We start from the raw sequence: 20,148 nt of genomic DNA on the forward strand, positions 1-20,148 counted from the left end.
CGCTGTTTGCAACCCGCCCCAAGCTCAACGACTATATCGGCAAGCGCTCCGAATTGCTCGAAGGCGCCGACACGCTGTTTGCCGCCGTCATCAACGGCAAACTGCACGTGCCGATCAATCACGCTTACGCCTTGAAGGACGCCGCCAAGGCGCATACCGACCTCGAGAGCCGGGCCACCACAGGCGCCTCCATCCTCAAGCCGTAAGCCTTTAGGCGACCCGGCGCGCGACGCCTGCCGTATTCAGCAGGGCGTCGAGGCACTGGATCATCAGATCGATTTCCTGACGCGAGACGTTGAGAGCCGGCATGAATCGCAGCGTGTCGGGGCGCGGAGCGTTCAGGAGCACGCCGTCGTCCAGGGCTGCAGCCACGATCAACGGCGCGATCGGCACCCGCAGATCGAGCGCCAGCAGCAAGCCCCGGCCTCGTACCTCGCCGATACCATGGCGTGCCGAGAGCCGCTGCAGTTCGCTTTCGAGATAAAGCCCGTTCTCCGCCACCGACTTCAGGAATGCGGGCGCGGCAACCTGCTCGAGCACTGCAAGACCCGCTGCGCACATCAGCGCGTTGCCGTTGAACGTTCCGCCCTGGTCGCCATGCTCAAAACAGGACGCGGCCTCGGTTGCGAGCAGCGCGGCGAGCGGCACGCCGCCGCCAATCCCCTTGCCGAGCGTCATGATATCAGGCGTGACGCCGGTATGCTCATAATGGAACAGCTTGCCGGTACGGCCCATGCCGGTCTGGATCTCATCAAAGATCAGCAGCAGGCCATGCGCCGAGGTCAGCGCACGCAGTTCACGCAGGAATTTGTCGCTCGCCGGCCAGACGCCGGCTTCGCCCTGGATCGGCTCCAGCATGACAGCGACGGTGTTGTCTGTGATCAGTTCTTCGACCGAGCCAAGATCGTTCCATTTCGCTTTTCGAAATCCCGAAACCTTGGGCTCGAACAAGGGCTCGAAGGCTTTCTTGCCGGAGGCCGACATGGTCGCCAGCGTCCGGCCGTGAAATGCGCCTTCGAAGGTGATGATCTCGAACGCGCCACCTTTGCGCACAGCGCCGTATTTCCGCGCGAGCTTGATCGCGCCTTCATTGGCTTCCGCGCCAGAGTTGGCGAAGAACACCCGGTCGAAGCAACTCAAGTCGGTAAGAGCTTTCGCCAGCTTCAAGCTGGCGTCGTTGTAATAGGCCGGACTTGGCGTGATCAGGCGCTTCGCCTGCGCCGAAATCACCTCTGCCAGCTCAGGCGGCGCGTGGCCGAGGCAGTTCACCGCCCAGCCCTGGACGAAATCGAGATAACGCTTTCCCGTGTTGTCCCAGAGATATGAACCTTCGCCGCGCACGAAGGCGATCGGTGGCCGGGCGGTGATCTCCATCAGCGCGTCGAAGGCAAGCGTGGCGTCAGTCATGTCGAACTCTCCTTGCAGTTTTAGAGGGAAGCGGCGGGCCGAAAAGCAAGAAGGCCGCACCTTGCGGGTGCGGCCTTCTCGAAAACCCTGCTGATTTATCTGATCAGCGTCGTCGTCGGACATGGCGCACCCTCTCGTCGTCACGGCGGTGACGGCGGCAGGCGGCGCGGGCGATGGTCCGGTTCGAAATCATGGGGCGCGCTGATACAGCCGAATAGGCAGCGCTGTCAAGTCGCTCGGAAGCCGGGCCGGTCCTGATCCGACGCGGGCAGCTCGTACCAAATGGTCACGACGATGAACGGCGAGGCGCCGTCGCCTTTGGCGACCGTTGTCACCACGGTATCCGTCTTGAGGATGGTTCCGGCCTCGAGCTTGGCAAGCCAGGCGTTGACCTGCTCTTCGACCACGCTCGCGCTGACGTCCATGAAAATCTTGACCTTCAGAGGCTGCCGCATCTTCCCACGCTCCTCTTTGTCCGATCAGAAACCCGCAACGCTGCCGTGCAGGTCGTATTCGTCGGATCGCTCGATCTTGGCGGTGACGATCTCGCCCACTTTGAGCGGCCTGCGGCTCGTGACGTAGACCGAACCGTCGATCTCCGGCGCATCGGCCTTTGAACGACCCTTGACGACGGTTGGCCCGACTTCGTCGATGATCACCTGCTGGCGGGTGCCGACTTTGCGCTTGAGGCGGCGCGCCGAAATCTTCTGCTGCCGCGCCATCAACGCGTTCCAGCGCTCCTGCTTGACCTCGTCGGGCACAGCCTGACCAAGCGCGTTCGCCGGCGCGCCTGCGACCGGCTCGTATTTGAAACAGCCGAGGCGGTCGATCTCGGCTTCCTCGAGCCAGTCGAGCAATTCCGCAAAATCGGAATCGGTCTCCCCCGGGAAGCCGACGATGAAGGTCGAGCGCAGTGCGAGCTCCGGACATGCCGCGCGCCAGCTCTTGATCCGCGCCAGCGTCTTCTCCTGCGCGGCTGGACGCTTCATCGCCTTCAGCACTTCGGGACTGGCGTGCTGAAACGGGATATCGAGATAGGGCAGCACCTTGCCCTCGTTCATGAGGCCGACGACTTCGTCGACATGCGGGTAGGGGTAGACATATTGCAGCCGGACCCAGACGCCGAACTCGCCGAGCGCCTGCGCCAGATCGAAGAACTTCGCGCGGACCTCACGGTCCTTCCAGGGGCTGGCCGCATATTTGATGTCGACGCCGTACGCCGACGTATCCTGCGAAATGACCAGCAGCTCCTTCACGCCGGCGTTGACCAGCCGCTCAGCCTCGCGCAGCACATCGTTGGCCGGCCGTGAGACCAGATCGCCGCGCAGTTTCGGGATGATGCAGAACGAGCAGCGGTTGTTGCAGCCTTCTGAAATCTTCAGGTAAGCGTAATGCCGCGGCGTCAGCTTGATGCCTTGCGGTGGCACGAGATCAATATGCGGGTTGTGCGCCGGTGGCAGCGCGCGGTGGACGGCCTCGAGCACGCTTTCGTATTGCTGGGGACCTGTGATCGAGAGCACACCGGGATAGGTCTTCTCAATCTGCTCAGGTTCGGCGCCCATGCAGCCGGTGACGATGACCTTGCCGTTTTCGGCCATGGCGTCGCCGATCGCCGAAAGCGATTCCTGTTTGGCGCTGTCGAGAAAGCCGCAAGTGTTAACGATGACGAGATCGGCGCCGTCGTGCTTGCGCGCCAGCTCATAGCCTTCGGCGCGCAGCCGCGTGATGATGCGCTCGGAATCCACCAACGCCTTGGGGCATCCAAGCGAAACAAAGCTCACTTTAGGCGCGGGGCCTTGCGACATCTTTGAACTGTCCGGGTAAATAACAAGGCAGGAGCTAATCCCAATTGTGCCCAAATACAAGGCTTTGAGCCCGGCCGTCTCGACGTGCTATCAATGGATCGCCGGAATGGGTAGACGATGGGCGCCGAGTCCTCTCCAAAAATCGCGATTGTCGACGAAAGCCCGATCCGGGCCGCTATTCTCGAAGAGGGATTGCGGGAGGCGGGATATACTGACGTTGTGCGCATCGACGAGATGCAGAGTCTGCTGAGCCGCATCTATGCGCTCGATCCCGACGTCATCCTGATCGACCTGGAAAATCCCAGCCGTGACATTCTGGAACAAATGTTCCAGGTCAGCCGCGCGGTACGACGGCCGATTGCGATGTTCGTCGATCAGAGCGATGCCGCCTCGATCCAGGCTTCCGTCGACGCCGGGGTTTCCGCCTATATCGTCGACGGCCTGAAGAAAGAGCGCCTCAAACCGATCCTCGATCTCTGCATTTCCCGTTTCAATGCCTTCTCGAAACTCCAGGACGAACTCGATCGCGCCAAGTCGGCGCTCGAAGACCGCAAGGTGATCGAGCGAGCCAAGGGCATCCTGATGAAACTGAAAGGCCTGACCGAGGACGAGGCCTATGTGCTGCTGCGATCAACCGCCATGCGCGAGAAGAAAAAGATCGGAGAGATCGCCCAGTCGATCCTGACGGCGTCGGAGCTATTGAAATGACGGCGCAGCTCCAGATCGGCTTCATTCCCTTGATCGATGCCGCCGCCCTAATCGTTGCGGTCGAGAAGGGCTTTATGCGGGCCGAAGGGCTCGACGTGCAGCTCGTTCGGGAAGTGTCGTGGTCGAATGTTCGCGACAAGCTCAATATCGGCCTGTTCGACGCCGCGCATATCCTGGCTCCGGTTCCGATCGCTTCGAGTCTTGGCCTTGGGCACATCAAAGTGCCGATCGTCGTGCCGCTCACGCTGAACCTCAACGGCAACGCCATCACGGTATCGCCGGCGCTGCATGCGGCGATGATGCATGAAATCGACGGCGATCCGCTCGATCCGATGGCGACCGCGCGGGCGCTGTCACGCGTGGTCGCAGCGCGACGGAAAAATGGCGGCGAGCCGCTGACGTTCGGCATGACATTTCCGTTCTCGACCCATAACTACCTGTTGCGCTTGTGGATGGCGGCCGGCCTCGTCGATCCCGACGAGGACGTCCGCATGGTCGTGCTGCCGCCGCCATTCATGGTCGACAGCCTTGCCAGCGGCCAGGTCGACGGGTTCTGCGTCGGCGCGCCCTGGAATTCCATCGCGGTCGACCGAGGTATCGGGCGAATCCTGCATTTCAGCTCCGACATCATGCAACGTGCCGCCGAGAAGGTGCTCGCGGTCCGCCAGCAATGGGCAGAGAAAAATTCGCAAACGCTGGCGTCGCTGGTTCGCGCCGCCTTCCGCGCGGCCGAATTCACTGAGGTACCGGACAATCGGAATGAGGTGGCGCGCATCCTGGCGCGGGCAGACTATATCGGCGTCGATGCCAGCGTGATCCTGCGGACCCTGGAAGGCCGGCTCAAAATCGCAGCCGACGGCACGATCCGTGAGGATGGCCGCTACATGATGCTGGCGCGTGACGATGCTTCTGCGCCGGACCCAGTCCAGGCGGCCTGGCTCTACGCCCAAATGGTGCGCTGGAGGCAGACGACATTAAGCCTGGAGGCGATGAAAGCGGCGCAGGATGTATTCCGGCCGGAGCTCTATGACGCTGCGTTTGGGCGTATTGGCGAGCCGCGGGCGCCTGCCAAAGCCATCGGCTCATTCGCCGGGCCCATCTTCGACCCCCAAAACATCGAAGGCTACTTCGCTGGCTTGCCGGCCGGTGGCGGAAGAGGCTGAAGCAGCACGTCAGATTAAAAAATAGGCAAATTTAGAAAACGGCTATATTTTAGGCTCTTTGCTCAAATTTCATGAGCGCGGCCCGGCGAACGGAACTTCATTCCTTTTCATAACTAATTGAAATAACAACATTTCCTTCGACGAATCGTTGTGGCACGCAACTTGTATTGTTGCAGTGCAGCCGACGCCGCCGAAGGCGCTTGGCCGACGTCCGAGATGGATTTCCGCAGCAACGACGCTGACCGGATCGCGAGATTGAAGTTCGACAAGGCGTGGCCTGCGTCGAGCTTCCTAGCGATCACTCATTTTTGCCCGTCGTGAACCCACGCGAGACGCGTGGCAGCTGGAGCTTCATATGGACTACGTAAAGCCTGCCGACGTTGTTGTTTCGATGATTGACGCCAGCCAGAGGAAGCTGGCACTGCCGCCGCGCGATCTCATGATCCGCGGGATCCTGGCCGGAGCGCTGCTCGGCGCTGCGACCACGCTCGCCTTCACGGGTGCCGTGACAACCGGGCAGCCGATCGTGGGTGCGCTGATCTTCCCGGTCGCACTCGCCATCATCGTCCTGCTCAACCTTGAACTCGTCACCGGCAGCTTTGCGATTGTGCCGATCGCGCGCCTTGAAGGCAAAGCGACCTGGGGTGCCGTCCTTGCCAACTGGTCCTGGGTTTATCTCGCCAATCTGATCGGCAGTCTCGCCGTTGGCGCGCTGATCGCAGGGTCGCTCACCAACATGGGCAAGGCCGAGGTCGCCGGCGTCGCCGCGCGCCTTGTGGCTGCCGCGGAATCCAAGACCATCGCCAATGAAGCCATCGGCGCTGCCGGAATGCTGAGCCTGTTCGTGAAGGGCATTCTCTGCAACTGGCTGGTGAGCCTCGGCGTCATCCTCTCCATGACGTCCAACTCGACGATCGGAAAAGTCACGGCGACCTGGATCGCCATCTTCCTGTTCTTCGCGCTCGGTTACGAGCACGCCGTCGTCAACATGTTCTTGATTCCGACCGGCATGCTGCTCGGCGCCAAGGTCGGCTTTTACGATTGGTGGGTGTGGAATCAGATTCCAGTCACGCTGGGCAACCTCGTCGGCGGATTCGTCTGCACCGGTTTTGCGCTCTATTCGACCTACAAGCCACGCGACCAACTGGTCCCGACGGCCCAACCCGTTGCCCAGGCGGCGGAATAGCGGTGCGCAATCCCAATGAAGCTTGAAACGATCGCCATCGACTTCACCGACGAGCAAAAGCGCTATCTCGAAGGCTTTGCCGCCGGGGTGCAGATATTCAGAAATGGCCGCGGTCTTCCCGGTGGTCCGGCAGAGGCCAAGGCCGATGCCGAGCCAACTGGGCCCGACGCGGCGCATATCAAGGCGCAGGACCAGACTCTGGCGTCCGGCAAAAAGCTGGTCGACCAGGAGAAGTTCAAGCGCGAAGAACATCCCTTCGACGCCTACGAACGGTTGAAACAACAGGCGCTGACCAACGCGCCACCGAGCCCGGCGGATAATTTCCGCTGGCGTTATTACGGCCTTTTCTACGTCGCTCCGGCTCAGGACTCGTATATGGCCCGCCTGAGAATTCCCAACGGCATTCTCAAGCACTGGCAGTTTTCAGGGCTTGCCGATCTCGCCGAGCGCCTGAGCGGTCCGTATTGTCATGTCACGACCCGCGCCAATCTTCAGCTGCGCGAGATTCCGCCCAAGCACGCAGTCGCGTTGATCGAAGGTATTCAGGATCTCGGCCTGTGCTCGCGCGGTTCGGGCGCCGACAATATCCGCAACGTCACGGGTACGCCGACGGCTGGCATCGATCCGCAGGAACTGATCGACACCCGTGACTATGCCCGCGAATGGCATTTTCACATTCTCAATGATCGCTCGCTCTACGGCCTGCCGCGCAAATTCAACGTCGCGTTCGACGGCGCGGGCAAGATCGCGGTGTTGGAAGACACCAACGATATCGCCTTCGCCGCCGTCGAGGTGAAGGATGGCTTCGGCGTCGAAGGAGGCGTGTGGTTTCGTCTCGGCATTGGCGGCATCACCGGACACAGGGACTTTGCCAAGGAAACCGGCATCATCGTCAAACCCGCGGACGCAACGAAAGTGGCCGACGCGATCGTGCGCGCCTTCATCGACAGCGGCGATCGCACCAACCGACTCAAGGCGCGTCTGAAGTATGTCATCGACAAGATCGGGATGGAGAAGTTCCTCGGTCTCGTCGAGCAAAAACTTGGCCATGCCTTGACCCGCGTCCCGCCGGAGGCGCTCGCGCCACGGCCGGCATTCGACCGGATGGCGCATATCGGTGTCCACAAGCAAAAGCAGGACGGCCTGAATTGGATCGGCGTTGTGCTGCCGGTCGGCAAGATGACAGCCGAGCAGATGCGCGGGCTGGCCAAGATCGCAGCGGATCTCGGCGACGGCGAAATCCGGCTGACGGTGTGGCAGAACCTTCTCATCTCGGGCGTGGCCGACGCCAACGTTGAGCTTGCCGCCAAGGCGATCGAGATGATCGGGCTGTCAACGAAGGCTTCGAACGTTCGTGCCGGCCTCATCGCCTGCACCGGCAATGCCGGCTGCAAGTTCGCGGCCTCCAACACCAAGGCGCATGCGGCAGCGATCGGCGACTGGTGCGACGGCCGCGTCGAAGTCGACACGCCGCTCAACATCCATCTGACCGGCTGTCATCACTCCTGCGCGCAGCACTACATCAGCGATATCGGCCTGATCGCCGCCAAGGTGCCGGTCGGCGACGCCGACGACACGGTCGAGGGCTATCACCTGTTCGCAGGCGGCGGCTTCGGCCCCGATGCCGACCTCGGGCAAGAGGTCTATCACGACCTCAAGGCCGAGGACGCGCCGCAAACGGTCGAGAAGCTGCTCAAGGCTTATCTCGCGCACCGCGCCGGCCCGTCCGAAACCTTCCTGACATTCGCACGCCGCCACGACGGCGAGACGCTCCGCAAGCTCGCGGAGGCGGAGACCGCTTCATGAACCAGATCACGCCGCCGCCCAAAATTGAGATCATCCCGTCCAGCGCGCCGTTCTCGGAAGCGCAGCGTTCCTGGCTCAACGGCTTTTTCGCAGGGCTTTTGACCGAACAAGTTACGCCGCTGTCGGCCGAGCAGGGCGCGGCCGTCATGAAGGGCGCCACGGGCGATGGCGACGACGGTTCGGCTCCCTGGCACGATCAGACGATGCCGATTGCCGATCGCATGAAGCTTGCGGAGGGCCGCCCCCTGCGACGGCGCATGATGGCGGCCATGGCCCAGCAGGATTGCGGCCAGTGCGGCTATAATTGCCACGATTATTCCGAAGCGATTGCGAGCAAGGCGGAAGGCCGGCTGAACCTTTGCGTGCCCGGCGGCAAGGAAACCGCCCGGATGCTGAAGGCGCTCTATGAGGAGATCGACAAGGCTCCAGTCACAGCAGCGGCTCCGGCCGCAACTGCACCGGCAACCCCAGCCCTAGCAGCACCCATCGTCGAACTCGGCCGTTCCCGCGACGCCCCGACGCCCGCGAAATTTCTGTCCCGGCGCCTGCTCAACAAGACCGGCTCGGAAAAGGAAACCTGGCACATCGACTTCGATCTGGCCGGGAGCGGTCTCGATTACGTCGTCGGCGACTCCTTCGGCATTTTCGCCAAGAACGAGCTCGGCCATGTCGATCAGATCATCGCGCTACTCGGCGCCTCTCACACGACCGAAGTGCGCGGGCGAACGCTGCGCGAAGTCCTGACCGATGAAGTCTCGCTCGCGCCTGCGCCGGATTCCCTGTTCGAACTGATCTCCTTCATTACCGGCGGCGCCCAGCGCGAGAAGGCGCGGGCGCTCGCATCGGGCGACGACCCGGATGGCGATGCCGCGACGCTTGACGTCATGGCGGCGTTGCAAAAATTCTCCGGCGTGCGGCCGCACCCGGAAGCCTTTGTCGAGGCGCTCGAACCGTTGCAGCCGCGGCTCTATTCGATTTCATCGTCGCATAACGCGACTCCCGGCAAGTTGTCGCTGACGGTCGACTGCGTCCGCTACGTGATCGGCAAACGCAAGCGGCTTGGCCTTGCCTCCACCTTCCTGGCGGAGCGTGTCCAGCCCGGCGACGAAGTGAAGGTCTATGTGCAGAAGGCCCACGGCTTCGGCCTTCCGCAGGACCCGAAGGTGCCGATCATCATGATCGGGCCCGGCACCGGCATTGCGCCGTTCCGCGCCTTCCTGCTCGACCGCAGAGCCGTGGGCTCAACCGGGCGCAACTGGCTGTTCTTCGGCCACCAACGCTCGAGCTGCGATTTCTTCTATTCCGACGAACTCAACGCGATGAAGACAGCGGGCCTTCTGACGCGATTGTCGCTGGCGTGGTCGCGCGACGGCGACAAGAAATTCTATGTGCAGGATCGCATGCGCGAGGTCGGCCGCGAGTTGTGGTCATGGCTTGCCGAAGGTGCGCATGTCTATGTCTGCGGCGACGCCAAACGAATGGCGAAAGACGTCGAACGCGCGTTGGTCGATATCGTCGCCCAGCATGGCGCGCGCTCGACAGATGAGGCCATCAGCTTTGTCGGCGAACTCAAGAAGAAGGGCCGCTACCAGCAAGATGTCTATTAGGAATGTATCTGGCATTCCAGCGGGGCGGGTTCCAGAACGCGAAAATTCGAACGAATAAAATTCCTGGTTGTCCGGATCGCAAGGAATTTTCCCCTCGCGTTCGAGTCTCCCGGAGGTGTGATATTGCTTTTTCGGGTTCCGTCTTGTCTCGACGGCCGAACGATACTCTCTTATCGCGCATGCTAATGGTCTTCAGATCCTGACATTCGCGCGAAGGTTCATGCTGAAACGGGGAGCGAATGAAGGGTCAGGGGCCAACGGGTTGGAGATTGGCCATGCGCGAACTGTCGGCAGAAGCTCGGTTGCATCTGTATGCGCGCTCCCTGTCCCGCAAAACCGGAACGGGTTTCCATGCAGCGGCGCTGTATGGCGCCTTCGCATTGATCGCGGGCGTCTTGTTCGGAACGCTTTCCGTACACCCTTTTTAACAGCTCGAACGGCTTGACAGCTAGCCGCGCTTGAACCGCGCGACCTCGATGCCGGCGTCCTTCAATGCCTTGCGAACGCCGCGCGCGATGTCGACTGCGCCGGGCGTGTCGCCGTGTATGCAAACCGTGTCGGTGCGCATCTTCATGACCTTGCCGGTGGCCGATATCACCGCGCCGTCCTGCACCATCCGCACCACCCGTTCGGCGATCTGCTTCGGATCGTGCAACACCGATCCAGGCTTCTTGCGGGACATCAGATTGCCGTCGTCCTCATAGGCACGGTCGGCGAAGACTTCGTGGGCCATCGGCAGGTTCGCCGCTTCACCCGCCGATACCAGCTTCGAATTCGCAAGCACAACGAAAACGAGATTCGGATCGACCGCCTTGATCCCCGCTGCAATCGCACGCGCCGTGGTGTCGTCCTCGCAGGCGACGTTCGACAACGCGCCATGCGCCTTGACGTGCGTAACGTTGTAGCCAACCAACGATGCGACGCCCTGTAGTGCGCCGATCTGATAGGCGACGAGGTTTTCGATTTCGCGCGCGCTCATGCCGTAGAACGGGCGGCGGCCAAAGCCGTGAATATCGCGATAACCGGGATGCGCGCCGACGCTGACACCGCGCGCCTTTGCGAGCTCCACCGTCTTGCGCATGGTGTCGTAGTCGCCGCCATGAAAGCCACAAGCGACATTCACCGAGCTCGCCACATCGATCATCGCGGCATCATTGCCCATCTGCCAGGCGCCGAAGGACTCGCCGAGATCGCTGTTCAGGTCGACCGTCTTCATGTTGTTGTCCGTTTTCTGGTTGGTCTTTCGAAAATTAGTCCGGCGTCATCAGATCGGCAACGTGCCAGGTCTGGACATCCATCGCATTGACGGCAGCGCCGGCGACATTGGCATCCTGCAGCGCCTCGACGTTGAGATCAAAACTCTCGATCGATCCGAGCCGGTCGGGCAGGCTGCGCAGCAGTCCCGCAAATTTGCGCGCTTCGGCTTGCGCCTCTTCCATGCTGACGGCCTTGAACCGGAAAGCCGTTCCGGCCGGAATTTGCGCGAACCGGCCGAAATCGGCCGTGATCACCGTCGCGATCTTCGGATAGCCGCCGCTGGTCCCGCGGTCGGACATCAGAACGATCGGCTGGCCGTTGCCGGGCACCTGGATGCTGCCGTTCACCGTGCCGTCGGAGACGATATTGTGGCCATGCAGGTGCTTGATGACGGGACCTTCGAGGCGATACCCCATGCGGTCGCTGGTTGCCGATATCTTCCAGTCGCTGTCGAGAAACAGGCTGATCGCCTCGTCACCGAACTCGTCGTTCTGCGGCCCCAGCACAACGCGGATCGGACCAGTTTCCGCAGCCGGCAAATCGATCCGGCACTCGACCTTCACGCTTGCAGCCGACACGCTCAGTTCGTCGCCGGACTGCAGAGGGCGCGGGTATGGGCTGCCGAGGCCAGCCCGCGCGTTGACGGCGAGACTTCCGAACGTCAGCTCGCCCTGGATGGCGCCTTCGATCGCGAGATAGCTGAACGACCCGCCCCGCGCCATGCCGAGCTTGAGCGTTTCACCTTCGGCAATCGTCACAGAAGTGTCCCAGGCGACCACACGGCCGGCGACCTCGGCCCCGCGCGGCGCGCCCGACAGCCCGACGCGAACGGCGCCATCACGCGCGGTAAAAGCCGCACCGTAGGGCCCGATCTCGACGCCCGGCGCCAGCAGCGCGTTTCCGGCAAGAGAATTGGCGGCGGCTAATCCCAGCCGATCCATGGCGCCGCTCGGCGTCAGGCCATAGCGCTGTGCGCCGAAACGGCCGCCATCCTGCACCGAACTTGCCGGGCCAATCGATGGGATCACGAGTTTGGTCATGCCGCAATCAACTCGGCGATGATCTCGCCATGCTCGGCGGCGCGCTCCAGTTCGACATAGGTTTTGGCGTCGATCTGGTAAAACGTGACGCGATCGCCGGGTTCGAGCAGGAAGGTGGGCTCGCGGTGAAGCAGATAAGTTCGCACCGGCGTACAACCCAACAGGTGCCACCCGCTCGGACCGGCCAGGCACTGAATGCCCGCCTGCACGCCGCCCACCGAAATCGTCCCGGCAGGCGTCAGCAGCCGCGGATTTTGTCGCCGCGGCATGTGCAAGGATTCCTGCAATCCGCTGAGATAGGACCAGCCCGGCGTGAACCCGAGCATGGCGACGCGATAGTCGCCGGCAATGTGTCGGGCCACGACGTCATCGGGCGTGGTACGAAGCGTCTTCGCGACATCCTCCAGGTCGATACCGTATTCGCCGCCATAGGCGACGGGGACGCGCCAGCGCCGGGTCTTGTCCGAGGCAGACACCGGCCGCCGTGCAAGTTCAACCAGCTTTTGGCTGAGCGTCGCAAAGTCGATCAACGCCGGATCGTAATGGACCAGAAGGGACCGATAGGTCGGCACAGTTTCCGTGACGCCGGCAATGGGCTCGCTCATCAGCGAGCGATCGAGCGCCAGCACGCGCCGGTTCGCTTCATCATCGATTTTGCGGCTGAATTCTACGGTGATGGCACTGTCGCCGCTGGGAAGCAGGCGGGGAGGAGAAAGCGGCGCAGCCATAGCTCGACGGTCCGGTCTGAAATCTCTGTTCAGCCTATCATTGGCGAAACGCCAGCGCGACTCGTCAAAGCAGAAAAAAGCCTGTTACTTCAATAAACTAATACGACAAGCTCCGATAAGATGTGATGATCATCAGCCCGCATCGCACTTCGCGGGCGGCAGCAATGCCCGAGAGCCCTTGACGCGATGCCCCCGCCTCGCAAGATGCGCGCCAATCAATCCCACCGGAGTATATCTTTCGATGTCCCTGTCGCCTGAAGCCGTCAAAACCCTGTCGCACATCACGACTGCCACCATCACCACCGTCCTGCTCAAGAAAGGGTTGCGGAACGTCTGGCTGCGGGGAACGAAGCCGTTGCGGCCGGGGCAGAAGCGGTTGGTCGGTCCCGCATTCACGCTCCGCTTCGTGCCGGCGCGCGAAGATCTTGCCACACCCGAGTCCTGGTCAAAGCCGATCTCGACCAGAGGCGCCATCGAGGCGATGCCGGAGGGCTGCATCGCCGTGGTCGATGCCATGGGCGTCACCGACGCCGGCATTTTCGGCGACATCCTCTGTGCGCGCATGGTCAAGCGCGGAGTTTCGGCGCTGATTACCGATGGTGTGGTGCGTGACGTTGAAGGCGTGCTCGGCACGGGCTTGCCGGTATGGTGCGATGGCTATGCCGCACCGCCGTCGGTCGCGGGTCTGACATTCGTCGGCTGGGGCGAACCGATCGGCTGCGGCGGCGTCGCCATTTTCCCGGATGACGTGATCGTCGCCGATCAGGACGGCGCGGTCGTGATCCCCCAGGCGTTCCTCGAACATGTTCTGACTGAAGGCGTCGAGCAGGAGCGAATGGAGGCCTGGATCGTCAACGAGGTCAATAACGGCGCGGTGCTGCCGGGCCTTTATCCGATGAACGCCGAGACCAAGGCGCGCTACGCGGCTTCGAAGAAATAACGCGCCAAAAAACACAAAGGGAGGATCGCCATGGATTTCCATCAGGCCGGCTCGCGGCCGACCCGCCGCGCGCCGAAAGAGAGTTTTACCGGCACGGTCTGGCAGGACCCGATTGTCGAAGCGCCGGCGCCGGCACGGATTCGGGCCGGGCGCGTCTCGTTCGAGCCGGGGGCGCGAACCAATTGGCACACGCACCCGCTTGGCCAAACGCTCTATGTCATCTCGGGCGTCGGCCGCTTCCAGACCAAGGGTGGTCCGGTACGCGAACTTCGACCAGGCGACGTAGTCTGGATTCCGCCGGGCGAAAAGCACTGGCACGGCGGATCGCCCGGCAATGGCATGACCCATATCGCCATGCAGGAAGCGCTCGACGGCACTCATGTGACCTGGATGGAGCCGGTCACCGACGAGGAATATCAGGCGAAGGTTGGCGGATAGCCGCTCTATCCTGGCTAGGCGCCGCCCTTGCGGAGGATCTCGGCAGCGGCGGCGCGTCCGGCCATTTCGTTGCGCAGCGCTTCAAATCGCTGTCGCGCTTCGCTCGCCTGATCGTCGACGAAGCGAACCGCCGCATCCGCTGACATCGGACCACTGGTGATGGAGCGGGAATTCTCGCCGATGGTCTCATCGACGAAATATTTCCCGCCCGCCTCGCGGCGAACGGTCCATTTGAAACGGATCGCCTCCATCGGCCCCGGACCGGCCTTTGAATAACCGTCAGCATCCTCCCGCGCAGCCTCACGGTACTCCGGGGGGAGCGGCGGTGGCTCCCTCGAAGCAGCCTTTCCTGCCCCCGGCAGGAATGCCGGCTGATCAAGAATGCTCGCAATGGTCGCGAGCGCGTCGTCGGTCGGATCGCCTTGGGTCAATCGTTCAGCTCCAAAATTCAGTCCAGCGCGGCCAATGTGCCTGCGAATTTGCCGAGCACCATTTCGTCGGAATAAGGCTGAGTTTTGTCGCGAGGCGGACGAAAGGTATTTTGTTCCGCGATGATGCTAACCCAGCACGTCCTGGTTAATCACGTTCTGCCGGATCGGCGCACCATCCAGCACACTCAGGATATTGCGTGCGGTCTGTTCGCTCATCCGGTCCACTGCCTCCCATGTCACGCCGGCGACGTGCGGGGCGATGATCACGTTGGGCAAGTCGAACAGCGGATTTGGAACCGGCGGCGGCTCCTGCGCGAACACATCAAGCCCCGCGCCGGCGAGTTTCCCTGATGTCAGCGCATCATAGAGCGCGGCCTCGTCGATGATCCCGCCGCGCGCGGTGTTGACGAGATAGGCGGAGGGCTTCATACGCCGCAATCTGGCGGCATTGAACATCGCGATCGTCTCCGGCGTCTTCGGGCAATGGATGCTGACAAAATCGGCGCGCGGCAGCGCCGCGTCGAGGTCGGCGACGGCCTCAAAGCCGGCCTTCCTGATCTCGTCGGCGGACACGTAGGGATCATAGACCAGCACGTTCATTTCCATCGCCTGACATCGCCTGGCGGTGCGCGTGCCGATCCGGCCAAAGCCTATGATCAACACCGTCTTGCCGAAGAGATCGTAGGGCAGCTTGCCGAGACGCGTGCTCCATTGGCCATCCCTGACAAGCGAATGCAGCTCGTTGGCGCGCTTGGCCAGCATCAGCATCATGAACATGGCCTGTTCGGCCACCGAAGGCGAATTGGCAATCCCCACCACCATCAGCGGCACCTTGCGGCGGCTCAGCGCGGGGACGTCGACAGCATCAAAGCCGACGCCGATCCGGGTCACGACTTTCATGTCCTTTGCGGCTTCGAGTTCTGCTTCGCCGAAGCGAGTAGCGCCGAGCGCAACCCCATGCACCGGCGCATGCGCCGTCAACAACGCCTGAAAATCGGCAGCCGAGATCAGATTTGGAAATTCGACGAGTTCGATGTCGTCGCGCTCCTGAAGAAGGGCGCGACCGCACGCCGCCAAGGTCTGGGTGATAAGGAGTTTCTTCTTGTTGGTCGTCATTTTGGCTTTTCCGCGAGCCTTGTCTGCCGGCGGTTTCAACCTTCAAATAACGGCGCCGGTGGCCTCGTTTAGCAGATGCATATTATTGAGGTCCACCGCCAGGCGGAGCGCTTCGCCGTCGTGGGCGCCGGCGTTCGGATTGACCCTGCCGCAGACCTGCTTGCCAGCCAGCGTAAAGTAAATCAGCGTCTCCATCCCCATTGGTTCGGTGACGTCGAGCATCGCATCGAACGCCTCAACCCCGGGCTCGGCGTGGGCCCTTGCTTCCGTGATGTGCTCGGGTCGCAGCCCCAGCAGCAGTTTTTGATCCGACTTGGCGTTTTGATAACGCGCTGCCCGGGCAGGCGGCAACGGAAAGGCGATCTGCTCCGTCAGCCGGACATGCAGCCTTCCGGCCGTCTCTTCGAGCTGGCAGGGCAGGAAGTTCATCGCGGGCGAGCCGATAAAGGCCGCGACAAAGCGTGTCGCCGGTTTGTGGTAGAGCTCGTTTGGCGTTCCGATCTGTTCGATGCGGCCCTTGTTCATGACGACGACGCGGTCGGCCAGCGTCATCGCTTCGACCTGGTCGTGGGTGACATAGACGGTGGTCGTTCGCACCTTCTGATGAACCTTCTTGATCTCGATCCGCATCTGCACCCGCAGCTTGGCGTCGAGATTGGAAAGCGGTTCGTCAAACAGGAAGACTTTCGGGTTACGGACGATCGCACGCCCCATCGCCACGCGCTGACGCTGGCCGCCCGATAGCTGCTTCGGCTTTCGGTCGATCAGCTCCTCGATATCCAGCATGCGTGCCGCCTCGTCGATCCGCGCCTTGATCTCGGCCTTCGGATAGCGCTTCAGGCGCAACCCGAACGACATGTTCTCCGCGACCGTCATGTGCGGGTAGAGCGCGTAATTCTGGAACACCATCGCGATGTCGCGATCCTTTGGCGGCACATCGTTGACGACGTCGCCGCCGATCATGATGTCTCCGTCGGAGATATCCTCCAGCCCGGCGATCATTCGCAGCGTGGTCGACTTGCCGCAGCCTGAAGGCCCCACGAGCACGACGAATTCGTGGTCGGCAATGTCGAGGTCAATGCCACGTACGGCTTCGACATCGTCATAGCGCTTGACGACCTTACGCAAGTTTACTTCGGCCATGCACGTCAACCCTTCGTGGCGCCAGCGGTGAGGCCGGCAATGTAGTAGTCCATCAGGAAGGCATAGATGATGAGTGGCGGCGCGGCGCCGAGCAGCGCACCCGTCATGATCTGACCCCAATTGAAGACGTCGCCCTTGATCAGCGTCGTCGTGATACCCACCGGAAGCACCAGTTGGTCCACCGACGTCGTGAGCACCAGCGGATAGAGGAATTGCGCCCAGGAAACCGTGAAAGCGAAGATCGTCGCTGCGATCAGCCCGGGGAGGGCAACGGGAATAAAGATTCTGGTCAGCGTCTGCAGCCAGGACGCGCCATCAATGATCGCGGCTTCGTCAAGCTCCTTCGGGATCGAAGCGAAATAGCCGATCATGATCCAGGTGCAGAATGGCACCGTCAGTGTCGGATAGATAAAAATCAGAACATACCATCTGTTGAGCAGCGTAATACCCGTCAGATCCTGGAACACCGCCAGCATCTTGAACAAGGGAATAAACAGCAGGCTGTCAGGGATAAGATACGTGAGGAACACGCCGGTGGCGAGCGTCGCCGACCCCCAGAACTTCATGCGGGCGAGAGCGAATGCCGCCGGCACGCTGATCAGCATGGTAACGATCACGACCACGATGGAAACGACGGTGGAATTCCAGAAGAAGCGCAAAAACTGATCGGAGGTCAGAAGCTCGACATAGTTCGACAGCGTCGGATGGAAGACCCACCATGGATTGGTTGCGGCCCCGATTTCCGCGCTGCTCTTGAGCGAGGTAATCAGCATGTAGAGCGGCGGGATCAGCGAGAAGGCCGCAAACAGGATCAGAAAGAAGTACGACCAGCGCAACGCCCAGGCGCGGTCGCGGCTCATGCTGCCGTATTTGACCTTGCGCGTCGGACCGGCCTTGTCGATTGCGAGCGTGCTCATCAGGCTTCATTCCCGCGTTTTGAGACATCGCGCAGGATGAATATCGCAGCGACGGCGAGGATCGGGACCATGAACAGCGAGACGCTTGCGCCGAGCGGAATGTCACTGCTCTGAATGCCGACCTGGAAGGCCCATGTGGCGAACAGATGTGTGGTATCCAGCGGGCCGCCTGAGGTGAGGATGCGCACGATGTCGAAATTCGCAAACGTCACGATCAGCGAGAACAACGTCGTGATCGCGATGATGTTGCGCATCATCGGCAAGGTGACGTACCAGATGCGCTGCCACCAGTTGGCGCCATCGATCGCGGCGGCTTCATAGAGCTGGTCGGGCACCGATTTCAGCGAAGCCAGGTACATGATCATGAAGAACGGCGCGCCATACCAGACATTGACCAGGATCACCGAGAAGCGCGCCCAACCGGTTTCGCCAAGCCATGGAATGGGGCCGATGCCAAAGAATGAAAGCGTATAATTGAAGGCGCTGTAGGACGGATCGAACAGCCACAGCCACGCGAGCGTGCTCATGGCCGGCGGTATCACCCAGGGGACCAGCAGCATGCCGCGCCATTTCCGCTGGCCCTTTGCAGGCGTGTTGTGCACGAGGTGCGCAACGATAAAGCCGATCAACGCTTTGAAGATCACGGCTGTGATGGCGAAGATGCAGGACTGCTGCACCACCATCCAAAACGTTTCGCGCTTGAACAGGAAGGTGAAATTGCCGAACCCGACGAACCTCTGCATCGATTTGTTGAGCGTCGCCAGGTGAACGGAATAGAGCGCCGGATAGAGGACGAGGAGCGCGATCAGGACGATCAAAGGTAGCGTCAGAAAGAACGCCACCGTCGACTTTCGCTTCAGCGCGTTGTGCAGGCTGGCCCGCTTGCGTCTGGTGGGGGTAGCAGCGACGCGACCTTGCTCAACAACGACGTCGGCCATGAGTTAACTTCCCTGCAGAGTGGCGAAGCCTGCGGCGCTTGCCGGCTTCCTTCGATCATGCACAGCAAACGTTGGAGTGCCGGAACGGTTCACGCGCAAGGCCTGATCCGTTCCGGGCATATCCGGCTTAGCTCCGCATGAAGCCTTCGCACTCACTCTCGGCCCAGGCGAGGGTGGCTTCCATTTTCTCGCCCCGTGCATAGCGCAGGGCCATCTTGGTCAGCGTGGCCTGGAAATAGATCTGCTGTGCGATCTTGGGCGGAGCCGGTGACGCAGCGATCGACAGCTTCTGGCGATTGTACGGGTCCGGGTAGTGGTAGAGCGTCCCCTTCGGGGGGCCTTCCTCGGCCCAGGTCTTGAACTTGGTCATGTTCGCATAGGCCGGAAGGTCGTAGCCGCCACTCACCTGAACAAATTTTTCGATGGAAGACGGCTGCGACAGGTGTGTGAGCAGGCTCTTGGCCGCTTCCTTGTTCTTGCTGAAGCTCCACAGGCCCCAGAAATAGGGCAGGAAGGGTGCGAAACGTCCTTTGGGACCGGCCGGACAGCCGTGCGTCCAGCACTGCTCGGCAACCTGTGGCGCATCCCGCTTGGCCACCGCCCAGGCGCTCGGCGGATTCATGATGAGCGCGCTCTTCCCGGAGATCAGAATTTTGTTGTTGGAGGAGTCGTCCCAGGACGGTGCGTCGGGCGGCAGGAAGGCAATCAGCTGCTTGTAGTATTCCAGCGCCTGCCGAACATTGTCGGTCTTTACGGTCAAATCGCCCTTGGCGTTGACGAGTTCGGCGCCGAACGACTGGAAGATGGCGCCGGCCGTATCAACGCTGTCGGTAGTCTCGCCGAGGCCTATACCGAAGGGGAACCCACCCTTCTGGCAGGCTTCCGCCGCTTTCAAAAACGTATCCAGGGTCCAGTTGTCGTCTTTCGGAGGCGCGCCCGCCGGATACATTTCCTGCACGTCGATGTTGGCCAGTTTCTTCATCAAATCGATGCGCGAGCAGGGACCCTTGATCTGGCTGCCAGGCGTCGCCGGTACGGCGAGCCACTTGCCGCCGGATTGGCCGAGATATGAGGTGGTGCCGTTGACGGCGCCATTCTGCTTGATCAGCGGTTCCATGACATCGTTGAGCGGTTCGAGCTCTTCGGCGTAAGCCTGCGGCCACCAGGACGGCATCTGAAGGATGTCATGACCGGACTTCGCCTGGGCTTCGGCCGCCGCGGTCAACTCGATCTTCTTGTTGTTGCTGGTGATGTAGTCGATCGAAACTTCGACTTTCTCTTTCGCCGCCCACTCATTGACGAGATCGGTTGATGCCTTGTTTGCACCGGGAACCCAGTGGTCCCAGAAGCCGATCGAGACCTTGCCGGCCGCTCGCGCGGTTCTGAGATAGGGTGCCGAGATCAGCGCCGCCGACGACAACGCGGTGGCGGTTACGAATTGCCGCCGAGAAAGCCTTCTCCTGGACATCGCATTCCCTCCATTTGTTGCTTTTGCTTTTTATTTTTTGCTTCGTCTTA

The 20,148-nt window shown here is 61.6% G+C and carries 21 protein-coding genes; 9 read left to right on the plus strand and 12 right to left on the minus strand.

What is annotated here, in order from left to right; genetic code table 11:
• The coding region (locus VFB05_RS17235; protein WP_325014137.1) for a zinc-binding dehydrogenase at positions 1–206 on the plus strand (206 nt) is incomplete at its 5' end.
• A gap of 4 nt (positions 207–210) precedes the next feature.
• On the opposite strand, the gene VFB05_RS17240 is transcribed toward VFB05_RS17235, so the two are convergent.
• From VFB05_RS17240 to rimO, 3 genes are all read right to left on the minus strand, one after another.
• The gene (locus VFB05_RS17240) at positions 211–1,407 is read right to left on the minus strand and encodes an acetylornithine transaminase (RefSeq protein WP_325014139.1); all 1,197 of its coding nucleotides are present in this window, start codon (positions 1,405–1,407) and stop codon (positions 211–213) included.
• Between the two features lie 227 nt (positions 1,408–1,634).
• Positions 1,635–1,862 (minus strand): hypothetical protein, encoded by a 228-nt coding sequence (locus VFB05_RS17245; RefSeq protein ID WP_325014141.1) that lies wholly within the window; start codon positions 1,860–1,862, stop codon positions 1,635–1,637.
• A 24-nt stretch (positions 1,863–1,886) separates the two neighbouring features.
• Positions 1,887–3,212 carry a 30S ribosomal protein S12 methylthiotransferase RimO gene (rimO, locus tag VFB05_RS17250; RefSeq protein ID WP_325014143.1) on the minus strand — a complete coding sequence of 442 codons (1,326 nt, stop codon included), beginning with the start codon at positions 3,210–3,212 and terminating at the stop codon, positions 1,887–1,889.
• A gap of 117 nt (positions 3,213–3,329) precedes the next feature.
• Between rimO and VFB05_RS17255 the strand changes: the two genes are divergently transcribed.
• The 6 genes from VFB05_RS17255 to VFB05_RS17280 all read left to right on the plus strand — a co-directional run bounded on the left by VFB05_RS17255 (position 3,330) and on the right by VFB05_RS17280 (position 10,110).
• Complete coding sequence (locus VFB05_RS17255; RefSeq protein WP_325014145.1) at positions 3,330–3,920, plus strand: ANTAR domain-containing response regulator; 591 nt, start codon at positions 3,330–3,332, stop codon at positions 3,918–3,920.
• Entirely contained in the window at positions 3,917–5,083 is a 1,167-nt protein-coding gene (locus VFB05_RS17260; RefSeq protein WP_325014148.1) for a CmpA/NrtA family ABC transporter substrate-binding protein, read from the plus strand. Before VFB05_RS17255 ends, VFB05_RS17260 begins: the two co-directional genes overlap by 4 nt.
• A 355-nt stretch (positions 5,084–5,438) precedes the next feature.
• Complete coding sequence (locus tag VFB05_RS17265) at positions 5,439–6,269, plus strand: formate/nitrite transporter family protein (RefSeq protein WP_325014150.1); 831 nt, start codon at positions 5,439–5,441, stop codon at positions 6,267–6,269.
• A 15-nt stretch (positions 6,270–6,284) separates the two neighbouring features.
• Positions 6,285–8,075: a NirA family protein gene (locus VFB05_RS17270; protein WP_325014153.1), complete on the plus strand. Its 1,791-nt coding sequence runs from the start codon at positions 6,285–6,287 to the stop codon at positions 8,073–8,075.
• Positions 8,072–9,682, plus strand: a complete 1,611-nt coding sequence (locus tag VFB05_RS17275; RefSeq protein ID WP_325014155.1) for a sulfite reductase subunit alpha — start codon at positions 8,072–8,074, stop codon at positions 9,680–9,682. Before VFB05_RS17270 ends, VFB05_RS17275 begins: the two co-directional genes overlap by 4 nt.
• A 275-nt stretch (positions 9,683–9,957) precedes the next feature.
• On the plus strand, positions 9,958–10,110 hold the full coding sequence (locus VFB05_RS17280) for a hypothetical protein (RefSeq protein WP_325014158.1): 153 nt from the start codon (positions 9,958–9,960) through the stop codon (positions 10,108–10,110).
• A 20-nt stretch (positions 10,111–10,130) separates the two neighbouring features.
• On the opposite strand, the gene VFB05_RS17285 is transcribed toward VFB05_RS17280, so the two are convergent.
• The 3 genes from VFB05_RS17285 to pxpB are packed head-to-tail and all read right to left on the minus strand — an operon-like array spanning position 10,131 to position 12,707.
• Positions 10,131–10,898, minus strand: coding sequence for a 5-oxoprolinase subunit PxpA (locus VFB05_RS17285; protein ID WP_325014160.1), 768 nt, complete (start codon positions 10,896–10,898; stop codon positions 10,131–10,133).
• 34 nt (positions 10,899–10,932) lie between these two features.
• Positions 10,933–11,979: a biotin-dependent carboxyltransferase family protein gene (locus VFB05_RS17290; protein WP_325014162.1), complete on the minus strand. Its 1,047-nt coding sequence runs from the start codon at positions 11,977–11,979 to the stop codon at positions 10,933–10,935.
• On the minus strand, positions 11,976–12,707 hold the full coding sequence (pxpB, locus tag VFB05_RS17295) for a 5-oxoprolinase subunit PxpB (RefSeq protein ID WP_325014164.1): 732 nt from the start codon (positions 12,705–12,707) through the stop codon (positions 11,976–11,978). Before pxpB ends, VFB05_RS17290 begins: the two co-directional genes overlap by 4 nt.
• A gap of 241 nt (positions 12,708–12,948) precedes the next feature.
• Between pxpB and VFB05_RS17300 the strand changes: the two genes are divergently transcribed.
• Together VFB05_RS17300 and VFB05_RS17305 are read left to right on the plus strand one after the other, a co-directional pair.
• Positions 12,949–13,647, plus strand: a complete 699-nt coding sequence (locus VFB05_RS17300) for a ribonuclease activity regulator RraA (protein WP_325014167.1) — start codon at positions 12,949–12,951, stop codon at positions 13,645–13,647.
• 30 nt (positions 13,648–13,677) lie between these two features.
• Positions 13,678–14,085 carry a (R)-mandelonitrile lyase gene (locus VFB05_RS17305; RefSeq protein ID WP_325014169.1) on the plus strand — a complete coding sequence of 136 codons (408 nt, stop codon included), beginning with the start codon at positions 13,678–13,680 and terminating at the stop codon, positions 14,083–14,085.
• Between the two features lie 14 nt (positions 14,086–14,099).
• On the opposite strand, the gene VFB05_RS17310 is transcribed toward VFB05_RS17305, so the two are convergent.
• The 6 genes from VFB05_RS17310 to VFB05_RS17335 form a co-directional block, all read right to left on the minus strand.
• Positions 14,100–14,516 (minus strand): hypothetical protein, encoded by a 417-nt coding sequence (locus VFB05_RS17310; protein ID WP_325014172.1) that lies wholly within the window; start codon positions 14,514–14,516, stop codon positions 14,100–14,102.
• A 126-nt stretch (positions 14,517–14,642) separates the two neighbouring features.
• Positions 14,643–15,632: a hydroxyacid dehydrogenase gene (locus VFB05_RS17315; RefSeq protein WP_325014174.1), complete on the minus strand. Its 990-nt coding sequence runs from the start codon at positions 15,630–15,632 to the stop codon at positions 14,643–14,645.
• A gap of 42 nt (positions 15,633–15,674) precedes the next feature.
• The gene (locus VFB05_RS17320; protein WP_325014176.1) at positions 15,675–16,775 is read right to left on the minus strand and encodes a sn-glycerol-3-phosphate ABC transporter ATP-binding protein UgpC; all 1,101 of its coding nucleotides are present in this window, start codon (positions 16,773–16,775) and stop codon (positions 15,675–15,677) included.
• 5 nt (positions 16,776–16,780) lie between these two features.
• A complete protein-coding gene (locus VFB05_RS17325) occupies positions 16,781–17,692 on the minus strand; it encodes a carbohydrate ABC transporter permease (RefSeq protein ID WP_325014178.1) in 912 nt (303 codons plus the stop codon).
• Positions 17,692–18,630: a sugar ABC transporter permease gene (locus VFB05_RS17330; RefSeq protein WP_325014180.1), complete on the minus strand. Its 939-nt coding sequence runs from the start codon at positions 18,628–18,630 to the stop codon at positions 17,692–17,694. Before VFB05_RS17330 ends, VFB05_RS17325 begins: the two co-directional genes overlap by 1 nt.
• A gap of 127 nt (positions 18,631–18,757) precedes the next feature.
• Positions 18,758–20,098 carry an ABC transporter substrate-binding protein gene (locus VFB05_RS17335; RefSeq protein WP_325014182.1) on the minus strand — a complete coding sequence of 447 codons (1,341 nt, stop codon included), beginning with the start codon at positions 20,096–20,098 and terminating at the stop codon, positions 18,758–18,760.
• Positions 20,099–20,148: the final 50 nt, after the last annotated feature.

This window comes from Bradyrhizobium sp. (assembly GCF_035652035.1).
In the GTDB taxonomy this organism is placed as follows: Bacteria; Pseudomonadota; Alphaproteobacteria; order Rhizobiales; family Xanthobacteraceae; genus Bradyrhizobium.